At 76.0% G+C, this 14394-nt stretch carries 10 protein-coding genes and 1 pseudogene; 6 read left to right on the top strand and 5 right to left on the bottom strand.

The window, feature by feature from the left end; all coding sequences use genetic code 11:
• Window positions 1–98 precede the first annotated feature (98 nt).
• Together GA0070606_RS33770 and GA0070606_RS32670 are read right to left on the bottom strand one after the other, a co-directional pair.
• A complete protein-coding gene (locus GA0070606_RS33770; RefSeq protein ID WP_281191024.1) occupies window positions 99–2996 on the bottom strand; it encodes an ATP-binding protein in 2898 nt (965 codons plus the stop codon).
• A 308-nt stretch (window positions 2997–3304) separates the two neighbouring features.
• Window positions 3305–3475 carry a hypothetical protein gene (locus GA0070606_RS32670; protein ID WP_176737407.1) on the bottom strand — a complete coding sequence of 57 codons (171 nt, stop codon included), beginning with the start codon at window positions 3473–3475 and terminating at the stop codon, window positions 3305–3307.
• A gap of 196 nt (window positions 3476–3671) precedes the next feature.
• On the opposite strand from GA0070606_RS32670, the gene GA0070606_RS24130 reads away from it, so the two are divergent.
• Window positions 3672–4361 carry a DUF4191 domain-containing protein gene (locus GA0070606_RS24130; RefSeq protein ID WP_091104556.1) on the top strand — a complete coding sequence of 230 codons (690 nt, stop codon included), beginning with the start codon at window positions 3672–3674 and terminating at the stop codon, window positions 4359–4361.
• A 232-nt stretch (window positions 4362–4593) separates the two neighbouring features.
• Here GA0070606_RS24130 and GA0070606_RS24125 read toward each other — a convergent pair.
• A pseudogene (locus tag GA0070606_RS24125) lies at window positions 4594–4989 on the bottom strand (RDD family protein); the annotation flags it as partial.
• A 262-nt stretch (window positions 4990–5251) separates the two neighbouring features.
• Here GA0070606_RS24125 and glnA point away from each other — a divergent pair.
• From glnA to GA0070606_RS24110, 3 genes are all read left to right on the top strand, one after another.
• Window positions 5252–6676 carry a type I glutamate--ammonia ligase gene (gene glnA / locus GA0070606_RS24120; RefSeq protein ID WP_091104553.1) on the top strand — a complete coding sequence of 475 codons (1425 nt, stop codon included), beginning with the start codon at window positions 5252–5254 and terminating at the stop codon, window positions 6674–6676.
• A 268-nt stretch (window positions 6677–6944) separates the two neighbouring features.
• Entirely contained in the window at window positions 6945–7304 is a 360-nt protein-coding gene (locus GA0070606_RS24115; protein ID WP_091104551.1) for a PadR family transcriptional regulator, read from the top strand.
• Window positions 7301–8299, top strand: coding sequence for a hypothetical protein (locus tag GA0070606_RS24110; RefSeq protein WP_091104548.1), 999 nt, complete (start codon window positions 7301–7303; stop codon window positions 8297–8299). The genes GA0070606_RS24115 and GA0070606_RS24110 overlap by 4 nt, the downstream gene beginning before the upstream one ends.
• A gap of 214 nt (window positions 8300–8513) precedes the next feature.
• Here the strand turns inward: GA0070606_RS24110 and mptB (GA0070606_RS24105) are convergent, their stop codons facing one another.
• Together mptB (GA0070606_RS24105) and mptB (GA0070606_RS24100) are read right to left on the bottom strand one after the other, a co-directional pair.
• Window positions 8514–10055, bottom strand: coding sequence for a polyprenol phosphomannose-dependent alpha 1,6 mannosyltransferase MptB (gene mptB / locus GA0070606_RS24105; protein ID WP_141721786.1), 1542 nt, complete (start codon window positions 10053–10055; stop codon window positions 8514–8516).
• A gap of 143 nt (window positions 10056–10198) precedes the next feature.
• Window positions 10199–11617, bottom strand: coding sequence for a polyprenol phosphomannose-dependent alpha 1,6 mannosyltransferase MptB (mptB, locus tag GA0070606_RS24100; RefSeq protein ID WP_176737406.1), 1419 nt, complete (start codon window positions 11615–11617; stop codon window positions 10199–10201).
• A 44-nt stretch (window positions 11618–11661) separates the two neighbouring features.
• Here mptB (GA0070606_RS24100) and GA0070606_RS33470 point away from each other — a divergent pair, with 44 nt between their 5' ends.
• Both GA0070606_RS33470 and GA0070606_RS24090 read left to right on the top strand, forming a co-directional pair.
• Window positions 11662–13506, top strand: a complete 1845-nt coding sequence (locus GA0070606_RS33470; RefSeq protein ID WP_091104542.1) for a hypothetical protein — start codon at window positions 11662–11664, stop codon at window positions 13504–13506.
• 173 nt (window positions 13507–13679) lie between these two features.
• Window positions 13680–14387 (top strand): class I SAM-dependent methyltransferase, encoded by a 708-nt coding sequence (locus GA0070606_RS24090; protein WP_245724788.1) that lies wholly within the window; start codon window positions 13680–13682, stop codon window positions 14385–14387.
• Window positions 14388–14394 lie beyond the last annotated feature (7 nt).

The raw sequence follows: 14394 nt of genomic DNA, 5'->3' as shown, positions 1-14394 counted from the left end.
CTCGCCGCCCCGCTTCCATCCGGAACGGCTCTCGCCGCCGAGCCGGAGACGGCGCTCGCCGGCCCCGGCTCACCCGGCCGGCGGTGCTCGCCGCCCCGTCAGCGGGGGGCGGTGGGCTCGCCGAGCAGGCCGAGACGGTGGGCCAGCGCGGCGGCCTCGACCCGGTTGCTCACGTCGAGCTTGGCGATGATCCGCGAGACGTGCACGCTCGCCGTCTTCGGCGAGATGAAGAGCTCCTCGGCGATCCGGCTGTTGCTGTGCCCCTCGGCGACCAGCCGCAGCACCTCCCGCTCCCGCAGGGTGAGCAGGTCGGCGCCGGGGCGGCCACGGGTCGCCCCGCGCAGGCCCACCCGGCGGGCCAGGGTGGCGGCCCGCTCGGCGAGCGGCGTCGCGCCGAGCCGGTCGGCGATCGCGGCGACCTCGGCCACCGCCGCCGCCACGTCGTCCCGCTCCCCCGCCGCGGCGGCCGCCTCGGCGAGCGCCAGCAACGCCCGTCCGAGCGGGTACGGCTGCCCGTCCGCGCGCCACGCCTCGACCGCCGCCCGCCACGCCGGCAGCGCCTCGGCACCTGCCGAGAGGAGGGCGCCGACCTGGGCGGCGTGCGCCCGCTCGGCCGGGACGCGGGCCGGCAGGCGGGCGGCGAGCGCGGCGGCCTGGGCGGCCAGCCCGGAGTCGCCGGCCCGCGCGGCGGTCCTGGCGACGGCGCTGAGCACCGGCCAGCCCTCGCGGGGCTCCTGCGGCAGCCGTTCGTCGGCCAGGGCGGCGTGGGACGCGCACACGGCCTCGGTCGAGTCGTCCGCCGCCAGCGCCGCCTCGATCCGCAGCTCCCGCAACGGCAACCGGTGGTTCGGCCACAGGAAGGGCCGGGCGAGGAAGCTGAGGGCCCGGCCCACCAGCTCGTCCGCGCCCGGGTGGCCCCGGGCCAGTCGCAGGCCGGCGCGAAGCTCGAGCCAGTGCATCCCCGACACGCCCGGCGGGTCGATTCGGGCCGCCTCCGCGCACGCCGCGTCGGCCTCGTCCCAGCGACCCAGCGCGATCAGCGCCTCGGCCTGGTTCGACAGCAGGTAGGCCCCGGTGGAACGGCTGATGCCCACCCGCCGCGCCTCCGTCACCCCGGCGGCGGCGGCGTCGGCCGACTCGGCGTACCGGCCCAGCTCGCAGAGCACGTCGGAGAGGTGGACCAGCGCGCTCACCAGCGCCGGCCCGGAGCCGGCGGCGCGGGCCCGGTCCTCGGCCAGGCGCAACCCGGCCAGGCGACGCTCGGGCGAGGGCGCGGTACGGCAGAGGATGGTGATCCGGGTCGGCAGCAGCTCCGGGTCGTCCCCGTACGCCTCCACCGCCGCCCTCGCCTCGGCGGCGAGCGCGGCCGCGTCCTCGGGATCCGTCCTCATCAGGTGCGCCGCGATGTCGCCGAGCAGCCGGACCCGCTCCGGCCCGTCCGGCACCGCCGACGTCAGCCGGTACGCCTCCCACAGCTCGACCGTGCCGTCGCTCTTGCCGAGCATGGCCAGCATCCGGCCGCGCCGGTCCAGCAGCAGCGCCGCGCGCAGCGGCTCGGCGTCGGTGTCCACCTCGGCCAGCGCCGCCCGGGTGAGGGTGAGCGCCCGCTGGTAGTCGCCGGCCGTGGTGGCCGCCGCGATGGTCTCCTCCAGCACCGCGAGGTGGTCCATGCCGAGCCGGTCACCCGCGTCGGGCACCAGCTCCCACAACTCCAGCACCCGCTCCAGCAGCCGGCTCTGCTCGGCGTACGCGTACCGGTCGGCGGCAGCGCACGCGGCTGCGCGGGCGGCCACCAGGGCACGGGGGTGGTCGTGCGCGGCGTACCAGTGGTGGGCGATCTCGGCCGGGGCGCGGCCGGCCGCCACCAGGTGCGGCTGTGCCTCGATGGCCGCCGCGAAGCGGGCGTGCAGCCGGGCGTGCTCGCCGGGCAGCAGCTCGTCGTGCACCGCCTCGCGGACCAGCGCGTGCCGGAACTCGTAGTCGCCCTCCGGGTCGGCCACCACGAGCTGGGCGGCGACGGCGGCGCGCAGCGCGTCCTCCAGCTCGGGCTCGGGCAGCCCCGCGACCTCGGCGATGAGCTGGTGGGCGAAGCGGGTGCCGCCGGCGGCGGCGATGCGCAGCACGCGCTGGGCCGGCTCGGGCAGCCGGTCCACGCGGGCCAACAGCAGGTCGCGCAGCGTCTCGGGCAGCGCGGCGCAGCCGATCGGGCCACCGGCGGCGGCCAGCTCCTCGATGAAGAACGGGTTGCCCTGGGTGCGATCGTGGATGTCGTCGACCGCCCGGGCGTGCTGCTCGGCGCCGAGCAGGTCGGCCAGGATCGCGCCGGTGCCGTCCCGGTCGAGCCGGCCCAGCTCGATCCGCTCGACGCCGCGCGCCCGGTCCAGCTCGGCGAGGAAGGGCCGCAGCGGGTGCCCGCGGTGCAGTTCGTCGGTGCGGTAGGTGCAGACCAGCAGCAGCCGGGCCGTGCGGGCGGCCCGCACCAGGAAGGCGATGAGGTCGCGGGTGGACCGGTCGGCCCAGTGCAGGTCCTCGATCACCAGCACCAGGGGCTGCCCGGCGGCCAGCCGCTGAAACAGCTCGGCGACCAGGTCGAACAGGTAGCCGCGCGGCGCGTCGGAGAGCGGCGCCGGGGCCGGCGCGGCGACACCGACCGGCCCTCGGCCCAGCTCCGGCAGGAGGCGGGCGAACTCGGCCTCGTACCCGTCGAAGACGCCGGGGCCGTCGTGGCGCAGCACCGCGCGCAGCGCCGCGGCGAACGGCGCGAAGGGCAGGCCGGCCTCGCCGAGTTCGAGGCACTGGCCGACCAGTAGCCGGGCGCCGGCCTCGGCGGCCGACCGGCCGAACTCCTCCACCAGACGGGTCTTGCCCACCCCGGCCTCGCCGCCGAGCAGGACGGTGGTCGGCTCCCCCGCGCGGGCCCGGCCGAGCGCGTCGCGCAGGGCCGCGATCTCCGGTTGGCGGCCCACGAGGACGGTGCTGGCGGCGCGTACGGTCACGGCACCGAGCATGCCACGCCCCGCGCCGCCGCCGATTCCGCTGACCGGCCGGTCAGCGTTCGACGGCCCCGGCGCTGCCGGAACGGGCGCCCCGACCGCCGAGACCGGCCGGACGCCGGAAGACGGCCCGACCGCCGAGACCGGCCGGACGCCGGGAGACGGCGCGGGCGCGCCGGAGGGCGCGGAACGAGGGCCAGCGCCGACCCGGGGTGGGTCGGCGCCAGCCGTCGTCGGTTCGATCAGGACCGTCGTCGCGACGGTCACGGCCCCCGGTGGGCCGGTGTCGCCCGCCGGGGGCACGGGGGCGCTCACCGGCGGCCGTCGGCGCGACGGCTCGCGTGGTGCCGCCGGCTCAACCAGCCGCGCGTGGAGCGGCGCGGCAGGCTCCGGGCGAGCCGGTCGGCCTCGGCCTCGGCGCGCAACTCGGCGGCGTGCGTACGGTGGATGGAGAGGATGAGGTCTGCGTCCGTGGCGAACATCTCGGGCTCCCTGCGGTCGTCGTCAGCTGTCGACTCTGACTCTCCGCGTGAAGGTGGCCCCGCGGCATGGGTGTGCCGCCTAATCTTCACCCGCCGAGGTGCCTTACTCCGGCCGCCCGGGGGCGGTACGACGGCGTAAGGTACTCAGCCCGGCCGCGGGTGATCGCGGCGTGCGGCGACCACTAGACTCACCGGCATGGCAAAGCCCCAGGAGAAGGTCTCGTTCGGCCAGCGGCTTAAGCAGATCGGGATGGTGTTCAAGTTCACCGCCAAGCAGGACAGGTGGTTCGCCCCGCTGGCCGCCGCCGCGGTGCTGATCCCGCTCGCGCTCACCGTGGTCGCGGTCCTGCTCTGGGGCTGGATCTGGCTGCCGCTGGGCATCCTGTTCGCCCTGCTATGCCTGCTGGTCGTGCTCAACCTGCGCTCCAACCGGGCGATGATGAACGCGGCGGAGGGGCAGCCGGGCGCCGCGGCCCAGATCATGGAGAGCATGCGCGGCGACTGGCGGGTCACCCCGGCGGTCAGCTCGACCACGCAGATGGACATGGTCCACCTGGTCATCGGCCGTCCCGGCGTGATCCTGCTGGCCGAGGGCAACCCGCAGCGGGTGCGCGGCCTGCTCGGCCAGGAGAAGCGGCGGCTGGCCAAGGTCATCGGCTCGGCCCCGCTCTACGACTACGTGATCGGGCAGGAGGAGGGCGAGCTGCCCATCCGCAAGCTGCGGATGACGCTGATGCGGCTGCCACGCAACCTCACCGGCAAGGATGTCAACTCGCTGGACAAGCGGCTCAAGGCGCTCACCGCCCGCCCGCAGATGCCCAAGGGCGCGATCCCGAAGAACATGCGGCCCCCGCGCGGCGCGTTCCGCCAGTCGCGCGGTCGCTGACGACACAGACGTACGCGAAGAGCCGGGCCCCGTCGGGCCCGGCTCTCGTACTTTTCGCGCCCTCCCCACCGCCCGCCGCCCCGCCCTCGCCCGCGCCCCGTCCATCGCCCACCCCTCGCCTCGGCGATCTTGCAGTTTCGGCCCCCGCTTCGCGGCTTGTGCCCGTTTCGCCGGGGCAGAAAGTACAAGATCGCGGGGGCGGGCGGGGGGTGGGGGCGGGGGGCGCGTCAGGGGCGGGGGTGGGGGTGATGACGGAGCCTGCCAGGCGGTCGTGCAGGCCGCGGCGGTGGTTGTCCATGAGCAGGGCCGGCACGACGAGGGCGAGCAGGAGGCCGCGCAGCAGCCCCCGGACCAGACCGATGCGGCCGCCGTCGGCCCACGCGACGCAACGGATCTTCGTGATGAACATGCCGGGCGTCTGGGCGAACAGGCCGAGGAAGAAGCCGTACTCCAGGATCAGCACCAGCACGGGCGCCCAGCCGTCGCGTACCGGGTCGGCGAAGCCCCGGGCCGCCAGGAGGCAGAGCACCCAGTCGATCACCAGCGCACCGAAGCGGCGGCCCAGGCTGGGCGGGGTGAAGGTGGGATCGGAGGCGGGCGGCGCGGGCCGGTCATGCGGGTTGGTCACAACGGTCAAGGGTATCCAGGGCGTACGGGCGGGTCGGGTGTGGTCGCGGGTACCCGCAGCGCATAAAGGGACCAAAGCGAGCAAGTGTCACTACACTGGCACAGCCGGGGGCGTCCCTTCGCCCGATCGCCCCGCCCGAGCGGCGCGGATGACGCTCCGCGAGGGACGTAACACGGCAGAAACACTCAAGACACGGCCGGGCAACCGCGCGGCCATAGCGTCGCCAGGAGCCTAGCCACCCGTGGACGTGCCAGGAGGACGTGTGTTCGCCAATCCCGAGGAACTCCTGCGATACCTCAAGAACGAGGACGTGAAGTTCGTCGACGTACGTTTCTGTGACCTGCCCGGTGTGATGCAGCACTTCAACCTGCCGGTCGAGTCGGTCGACGACGAATTCTTCACCGAGGGCCTGGCCTTCGACGGCTCGTCGATCCGCGGCTTCCAGTCGATCCACGAGTCGGACATGCTCCTGCTCCCGGACGTCGCCACCGCCTTCATCGACCCCTTCCGGGCGCAGAAGACCCTCGCGCTCAACTTCTTCGTCCACGACCCGTTCACCCGGGAGGCCTACTCCCGGGACCCGCGCAACGTGGCGAAGAAGGCCGAGGCGTACCTCGCCGCGAGCGGTATCGCCGACACCGCGTACTTCGGCGCCGAGGCGGAGTTCTACATCTTCGACTCCATCCGCCACGAGACCTCGGCGCACCAGTCGTACTACTACATCGACTCGATCGAGGGCGCCTGGAACACCGGTCGGGTCGAGGAGGGCGGCAACCGCGGCTACAAGACCGCGATGAAGGGTGGCTACTTCCCGGTGCCGCCGGTCGACCACCTCGCCGACCTGCGCGACAGCATCGTGCGTCGGCTGGTCGACAGCGGGTTCACCGTGGAGCGCTCGCACCACGAGGTGGGCACCGCCGGCCAGTCCGAGATCAACTACCGGTTCTCGACGCTGCTGCACGCGGCCGACCAGCTCCAGCTCTTCAAGTACATCGTGAAGAACGAGGCGTGGGCCAACGGCAAGACCGCGACGTTCATGCCCAAGCCGCTCTTCGGCGACAACGGCTCCGGCATGCACACCCACCAGAGCCTCTGGCTCAACGGCGAGCCGCTGTTCTACGACGAGACCGGCTACGCCGGCCTGTCGGACACCGCCCGCTGGTACATCGGCGGCCTGCTGCACCACGCCCCGTCGCTGCTGGCCTTCACCAACCCGACGGTCAACTCGTACCGCCGGCTGGTGCCGGGCTTCGAGGCACCGGTCAACCTGGTCTACTCGCAGCGCAACCGCTCCGCCTGCACCCGCATCCCGGTGACCGGCAGCAACCCGAAGGCCAAGCGGGTCGAGTTCCGCGTGCCGGACCCGTCGGCCAACGTCTACCTGGCCTTCTCGGCCATGATGATGGCCGGTCTCGACGGCATCAAGAGCAAGATCGAGCCGCCGGCGCCGATCGACAAGGACCTGTACGACCTGCCGCCGGAGGAGTGGGGCGACGTCAAGCAGGTGCCGGGCTCGCTGTCGGCGGTGCTGGACTCTCTGGAGGCCGACCACGACTACCTGCTCGACGGTGGGGTCTTCACGCCCGACCTGATCTCGACCTGGATCGAGTGGAAGCGGACCAACGAGGTCGACCCGGTGCGCCTGCGCCCGACCCCGCACGAGTTCGCCATGTACTTCGACTGCTGATCCAGCACCCGCCGAAGTTCCACCGAAGGAAGGCCCCGGGCGTGCCCGGGGCCTTCCTTCGTGCCGTCAACTCACCCGCCAGCCGCCCGATATCGTCCCGCCCCACGCAGCCGCCCCACGCAACTTCGGGAAAGTTGCCGTCTCGGCGCGCGCGCGCGGATGCAGCGCTTTCCCCGAAGTTGCGCGAGACGCGAGGCACGAGGCGCGAGGCGGTCGGTCGGTCACGTAACGGCCACCGATATACCTTCGCGTCCGTTACATTGCGGGAGTGGACACACCTCTGCGCGAACCCACCTTCCTGATCCTCACCGCGTTGGCCGGCGAGCCGCTGCACGGCTACGGGCTGATCGGCGAGGTCGCCGCCCTCTCCGACGGGCGCGTCTCGCTGCGCCCCGGCACCCTCTACGGCGCGCTCGACCGGCTGGTCGACACCGGCCTGGTCGAGGTCGACCGGGAGGAGGTGGTGGACGGCCGGCTGCGCCGCTACTACCGCCTCTCCCCCGCCGGCGACGCCACGCTCACCGCCGAGACCGAGCGCCTGCGCCGCAACGTCGAGGCGGCCACCGCCCGGCTGCGCGCCCGCGCCGCCCGGCCGCTCGCCCCGCGTGCCGCCGGGGGGTTGGCATGAGCGAGCTGGAGCGGCGCTACCACCGGCTGCTGCGGGCGTACCCGGCCGAGTACCGCCGGGCGCGCGGCACGGAGATCGTCGGCACGTACCTCGACCTCGCCGACCCGGGCCGGCGCTGGCCCTCGCCGGCGGACGCCGCCGACCTGCTGCGCGGTGGCCTCCGTCAGCGGCTGCGGGCCGCCGGGGCCGCCGACGTCCTCCCGGGCGTACGCCTCGCCGCCGTCCTCGCCTTCCTCACCGCGACCGCGCTGGCGGGGGCATGGTCGGTGCTGGAACTGCACCCGCCGGTGACCCGGTGGGGCATACCGCACGCCGGACCGTTCGTCTCGCTGGGGATCGGCGTCTGGGCCGCCTGGCTGCTCGCCGCGGCGGTGCACACGGTGGCCCCGGGTCGGTGGACCCGTCGCGCCGTGGCCCTCGCCCTGCTGGTCACCGCCGCGGTGGTGCCGGTCGCGGCTCTCGCCGGAGCGCCGCGCCCGCCACTGTACGTGCTGCTGCCGCAGGTCGCGCTGGGCGTCGTGGCGCTGGGCCTGCCGGACCGGCTGCCGGTGGCGGTACGGGCGGCGCCCCTACTCGCCGTCGTCGTCGCCGCCCTCGCGGGTGTCAACCTGCTACCCCGCTACGACTCCCACGTCGGCTACCACGGCTGGACGGCGAGCGGAATCCTGCCCGGCGCCGCCGTGACGCTGCTCGTCGTCGTGCTGCTGCTCGCGGCGGGGCTGGCCCTGCGGGCCGACCACCGGGGCGGCTGGGCCCTGCTCATCCTGCTCACCCCGATCGGCCTGTTTCTCGTGCATCCGCTGGCCGACGCGCTGTACGGCCAACTGCTGGGGTTTCCGGCCACCCCGGACTGGTCCACGCTCGCCGTGGTGACGGTCGTGGTCGCCCTGGCCGGGCCGGCGCTGCTGCCCCTGGCGCTCGCGGTGCGGGGGCGGCGCGGGCCCCGGGCGGTCGGATCCGGCGACCGCTGCCCGTCCTGCGGGGCGACCCGCTGACCGCCGCGCATGTAGATCTTGGCAAGAAACGGCCCTTCCGGGGGCGCTTTCATACCAAGATCTCGCCAGGGTTCACGGCGCGGCGAGACGTCGGGCGACTCGGAGGGGTCGGACGTCGGGCGACTCGGAGGGGCCGGACGTCGGGCGACTCGGAGGGGCCGTCAGCGGGGCGGACGGCACCCGGGGCGTCAGGTGGGAGCATCAGCCGCGGGCGTCAGGTGGGACTGGCGGCACCCGGGGCGTCAGCCGGGTGCGCGGCGCGGGGGCGGCGACGCCGGAGCAGGGCCCACACCGCCAGCCCGACGACCAGCGCGGTCATCGCCAGCGCGCCCGGGGCCTTGCTGAACCGGGCCAGGTTGGCGCCGTCGGGCAGGGTCAGGAAGGCCGCCGCCGCGCAGGGCGCCGCGAACCAGGCGGTCCGCGTCGCGGCGACCGCGAGCAGGGCCAACGGCCAGGTGGCGTACCAGGGGTGGAAGACCGGGGCGAGGAGCACCGTGGCGGCCAGCGCCAGGCCCGCGCCGAGCAGGGCCGCCCTGGGTCGGGCGGCCTCCAGGCGGGCCACCCGCTGCCGGACGTCGTTCAGGCGGCGCAGCCCCGACCAGGCCCGCCACCACAGCGTCGCCACCGCCACGGCGAGCAGCAGCAGCGCCGCCGCGCGGGTCACCGGCACCGCGCCCGGCTCCCGGCCGAGCAGCGCCCCCACGTAGTCGGCGACGAAGCCGACCGCCGTCGGCGGGGACGTCCACTGCTCGGAGTCGCCGCTGCGCGTCAGCCCGCCGACCCAGCCGAGGCCGAGGCCGGAGAGCAGGGAGGTGACCGCCACCGCGCCGAGCACCCCGCCGGCCAGCCAGCCGGCGTCGCGCAGCAGCGCCCGTACGGTGTAGCGGCCGAGCACCGCCGCGAGCGCCGCGAACGGGAGCACCACCACGGCGGTCGCCTTGACCGTGACCGCCAGCCCGAGCAGCGCCCCGGCCACCAGCAGCGGCTTCGGCCTGCCGGGGCGGCGGACCAGCACCAGCAGGCCCAGCGTCAGCAGACCCAGCATCACCGCGTCGTTGTGCGCGCCGGCCACCAGGTGCACCCCGACCAGCGGGCAGGCCAGCGCCAGCCAGGCCGCCCGGCGGGTGGGCACCCCGGCGGCCCGGGAGAGCCCGACCAGACAGAGGGCGGCCAGCAGCATCCCGGCGACGGCGAACAGCCGGAACGCCACCACCGCGCCCGCCAGGCCGCCGCCGAGGGTCACCGCGAGCGCGGCGAGCAGCACGAAGAACGGCCCGTACGGCGCGGGCGTGTCCCGCCAGATCGGGGCCACCGACTCCACCCAGGGGCAGCCGGCCTCGGCCACGCCGGTCGCGTACGGGTCGGCGCCGTGCGCGTACGCCCAGCCCTGGCAGGCGTACGAGTAGACGTCCCGGCTGCCCAGTGGCGCGGTGACCAGCAGCGGCAGCGCCCACAGCCCGGCGGTGAGGTACGCCCACCGCGTCGACGGCGCGCCCCGGCGCAACGCCCACCAGGCGCCCACCATCAGCCCGGTACCGACCAGCCAGAGCGCGACGGTCCACGGCTCCTCGGCGGGGCGGCCGCCGCGCGCCGCGGCGGCCCCGGGCAGCGCGCCGCCGAGCCAGCCGGCGGCGGCCAGCAGCACCGCCCCGGCCAGGCCGGCGTAGCGGGCGAGCCGGGCCGCCCCGGGCCACCGCGACGGGGCACCGGACCGTGGGGGCCGCCCCGGCGGCGGCCCGCCGGCCGACGGCGACACCCTGGGCGAAGACGAAGTACCGGGCGAGAACGGAACACCGGGCGAACGCGAAACATCGGATGCAGACGAAACACCGGGCGACGGCGACACGCCGGGTGCGGGTGGTGGGGTGCCGGACGGGGTCGGCGGGGTGCCGGGAGCGGTCACCGGCGGGCCTCTCCTCCGTGCACGGCGGCCGGCCGGCGGGCCGCCCGAGCCGACCGTACCAAGCGGACGGCCGCCAGGATCACCAACAGCGTCATCAGCGGCGCGCCGACCGTCTTGCTGTACCGGGCCAGGCCGGTGCCGTCCGGCAGGACCAGGAACGCCGAGACGATCGCGACGACCGCGTACCAGCCGGTGCGCCGCGACGTGGCGGCCAGCACGGCCAGCGGCCAGATCCAGTACCAGGGGTGGAACAGCGGGGCGAGCGCGACCGTGGCGGCCAGCGCCAGGCCGGCGTGCCACAGCGGCTCCCGGGTGCGGGCCCGCCACCACAGCCAGACCAGCACCAGCGCGAGCACCGCCATCCCGATGCCCCGGGTGACCGGCAGCGGGTCGCCGTGCCAGCCGAACGGCGCGGCGAGGTAGCCGACGGTCTGCCCCACCGCCGTCGACGGCGAGGTCCACGCGATCACCAGGCCGCCCTGTTCCAGCCCGGTGACCCAGCCGAAGCCCAGCCCGGCGGCGAGGGTCACCCCGACCACCGCCGCGACGGCCCCGCCGACCACCCAGCCGCCGTCGCGCAGCAGCGCCCTGATCGAGTACGCCCCGACGATCGCGGCGAGCGCGGCGAAGGGCACCACGACCAGCGCGGTCACCTTGACCCCGCCGGCCAGCCCGAGCAGCGCTCCCCCGGCGAGCAGCGGACCGGGGCGCCCCGGCCGGGCGGCCACCACCGCCAGCCCGGCGACGAGCAGCCCCACCATCAGGGCGTCGTTGTGCGCGCCCGAGACCAGGTGCACGCCGATCAGCGGCGAGCCCAGCGCCAGCCAGACGGCCCGACCGGCCGGCACCCCGCAGCGCCGGGCCAGCGCCGGCAGGCAGGCCGCGGTCAGCCCCACCCCGGCGACCGCGAGCAGCCGGAACAGCACGATGCTGCCGTACAGCGACCCGGTCGCCTCGACCACCGCCCCGGCGAGCAGCACGAACAGCGGCCCGTACGGCGCCGAGGTGTCCCGCCAGATGTAGGAGATGGTGTCCAGCCACGGGCACGGCAGCGCCGAGACGCCCTGCTCGTACGGGTTGATCCCGGCGGCGTAGCTGGCGCCCTGGCAGGCGTACGCGTAGACGTCCCGGCTGCCCAGCGGCGGCGCGACCAGGAACGGCAGCAGCCAGAGCCCGACGGTGACCAGGGCCCAGCGGGTCGAGGGCACCCGGCCGCGCAGGGCCCACCAGGCGTACGCCATCAGCCCGGTGCCGACCGCCCAGGCGGCGATGATCAGCGGGCCGTGCGGGCCCTGCCAGATGCTGACCGGGGTGGGGCGCAGGTCGCCGTCGGGCAGCGCTCCGCCGAGGAACGCGGCGAGGGCGAGCAGCGTCGAGCCGGCCAGGCCGGTCCAGCGCGCGAGGTGGTGAGGCACGCGGGACATGCTGCCAGTACGGTGGTCGCGGTACGGAGGTGGGCATGCGGCGCAGTCGGGTGGTGGCGGTGGCCGCCGCGTCGGCCGTGCTGGCCGGGGTGGCGTATCTCGCCCTCCCGCCCACCGGTTCCGACCTCGCCGCGCAGGTCGCCCGGGCCGACTTCTTCGCCGCCCACGGTCTCGCGCCGGTCGACCTGCGCTGGTACGGCGGGGTCCAGCAGTTCGGCTACAGCCTGGTCTCGCAGCCGGTGATGGCGCTGCTCGGGGTGCGGGTCACCGGGGTGCTGGCGCTGGTGGCGGCGGCGACGGCGTTCGCGGCGCTGCTGGTACGCACCGGGGTGCCCCGCCCGCTGCTCGGCAGCCTGGTCGGGGTGGTCACGATCGCCGGCAACCTGGTCTCGGGCCGGGTGACGTACGGCGTCGGGGTGGCCTTCGGTCTCGGCGCGCTGCTCGCCCTCACCCTGCCCCGGGTCTCCACCGGAGCCACTGCCGGCCGGTGGGCGCGGCGACGGCGGCTCGTACGGCTCGGCCTGGCGGCGGCCGGGGCGGTGCTGGCCTCGGCGACGAGCCCGGTGGCGGGCCTCTTCGTCGGCCTGGCCGGCGCGGCGCTGCTGCTGACCCGCCGGTACGCCGACGGCCTGACGCTCGGGGTCGCCGCCGCGCTGCCGCTCGGGGTGACCGCGCTGCTCTTCGGCGACGGCGGCTGGATGAACATCAGCCGCTCCGACACGCTGCGCGCCGTGCTGACCAGCCTGCTGGTGGCCGCGCTGGTGGCGTACGCGCCGGTGCGGGTGGGCGCGCTGCTCTCGGCGGCGGGGGTCCTGGCGGCGGCGCTCGTGCACACCCCGGTCGGGCTGAACGCCACCCGGCTGGCCGTCATGTTCGCCCTGCCGCTGCTGGCGGCGGCCGCCCGCCCTCCGGCCCGGCTGCCCGGGTGGCTGGCCCGGCTGCCCGGGTGGCTGGCCCGGCTGCCCGGGTGGCTGGCCCGGGGCGGCCGGCCCCGGACGGCGCCCCCCACCGGCCGGCCGGGGGCGGAGTCGGCCGGGCGAGCCGGGGCCACACCGGCCCGCCGGCCGGGGGCGGAGACGGCCGGGCGAGCCGGGGCCACACCGGCCCGCCGGCCGGGGGCGGAGACGGCCGGAGCACCCGGGGCGGACCCGCCCGGGCGACCCGTCGGCGCGCGCGTCCGGGGGCGGGTGCCGGGCGCTGTCACGCTGGCCGCGCTGCTGGCGGCCGTGTGCTGGTGGCAGCCCCCGGTGCCCCCCGCCGACCTGGGCAGCGTCGACGACCCGACGGGCCGGGCCGCCTACTTCGCGCCGCTGCGGGAGTTCCTCGACGGCCAGCGGCTCACCGGCCGGGTGGAGATCCCGCCGACCCGCAACTACCGCGAGGCGGCGGCGCTGGGCGAGGTGCCGCTCGCCCGGGGCTGGCTGCGGCAGGCCGACATCGACCGCAACCCGCTCTTCTTCACCACCGTCCCGGGCGCGACCGGCACCGGGGTGCCGCTGACCGCCGCGAGCTACCGAAGCTGGCTCGCGGAGAACGCCGTGCAGTTCGTCGCGGTACCCGACGCCCCGTTGTCCTGGGTGGGGCGGGCCGAGGCCGCGCTCGTCACGGGCGGGCTGCCCTACCTGACGCCCGTCTGGTCGGGCCCGCACTGGCGGGTCTGGGCGGTCGCCGACCCCACGCCCGTCGTGGGCGCGCCGGCCGAACCCGTCGCGCAGGACGGCGCGTCGGTGACCTTCCGGACCACGTCCGCCGCCACGGTGCCGGTCCGGGTCCGGCACAGCCGCTGGCTGACCGCCTCGGGCGACGCCACGGTCACCGCCGACGGCGAGTGGACGGCGGTGACCGTGCCGCGCGCCGGCACGTACCGGCTCGGTAGCTGACCCGCGCCGGCGACACCGCGTACGGGATGCGGTTCGCGAGGAGCACGACGACGTCCGCGTTTTGCTGGTCCGGCAACGTTTCTTGCCACCCGCCGTCGCCAGGGCGCACGCTTCTGACCAGACGGGGCGCCGCCCACGGTGGGTCGCCCCAGCGGACCAGGAGGACGAGCAAGGTGCACCAGGACGCGACGGCCGGCGAGCACCGGCACGAGGACGCAACGGCGACGGGCATGGCCGGCGAGCACCGGCACCGCGACGTCGACGAGGAGACCGCACGATACTGGGAGGAGCTCTACGCGCAGCGCGACAGGTTCTGGAGCGGGCGGGCGAATCCCGTCCTGGTCGACGTCGTCGGGCCGCTGGCGCCCGGCAGCGTGCTCGACCTGGGCTGCGGCGAGGGCGGCGACGCGATCTGGCTGGCTGGGCGGGGCTGGCGGGTGACCGCCGTCGACGTCGCACAGACCGCCCTCGACCGGGCGTCGGCGGCGGCCACCGAGGCCGGGGTGGCGTCCCGCATCGAGTTCCGGCGGCACGACCTCACCCGGGCCTTCCCGTCGGGCGAGTTCGACCTGGTGTCCGCGCAGTTCCTCCAGTCGCCGCTGGAGTTCCCGCGCGCCGAGGTGCTGCGGTCGGCGGCCCGGGCGGTGGCCCCCGGCGGCCGGCTGCTGATCGTCGAGCACGGCGAGGTCCCGCCGTGGGGTCGCCACGAACACCACCACCCGCGCTTTCCCACTCCGCAGGAGACGCTCGCGGATCTCGACCTCGACCCCGACCGGTGGGTCACCGAACGGCTCGACGCCCCGCGTCGGCAGGCCACCGGCCCGGACGGCCAGGTCGGCACCCTCGTCGACCACGTGGTGCTGGTCCGCCGCGAGCGCTGACGCCGGG

This window comes from Micromonospora citrea (assembly GCF_900090315.1).
Taxonomy (GTDB): domain Bacteria; phylum Actinomycetota; class Actinomycetes; order Mycobacteriales; family Micromonosporaceae; genus Micromonospora; species Micromonospora citrea.
Note: the sequence above shows the minus strand (reverse complement) of the source record. Positions and strands in the feature narration are given on the sequence as shown.

Excerpts from the sequence above, each read along its gene's own strand:
- GA0070606_RS33470 (WP_091104542.1), top strand. The coding sequence starts at position 11,662 with ATGCGGCGCAGTCGGGTGGTGGCGGTGGCCGCCGCGTCGGCCGTGCTG.
- GA0070606_RS32670 (WP_176737407.1), bottom strand. The coding sequence starts at position 3,475 with ATGTTCGCCACGGACGCAGACCTCATCCTCTCCATCCACCGTACGCAC.
- GA0070606_RS24130 (WP_091104556.1), top strand. The coding sequence starts at position 3,672 with ATGGCAAAGCCCCAGGAGAAGGTCTCGTTCGGCCAGCGGCTTAAGCAG.
- GA0070606_RS24110 (WP_091104548.1), top strand. The coding sequence starts at position 7,301 with ATGAGCGAGCTGGAGCGGCGCTACCACCGGCTGCTGCGGGCGTACCCG.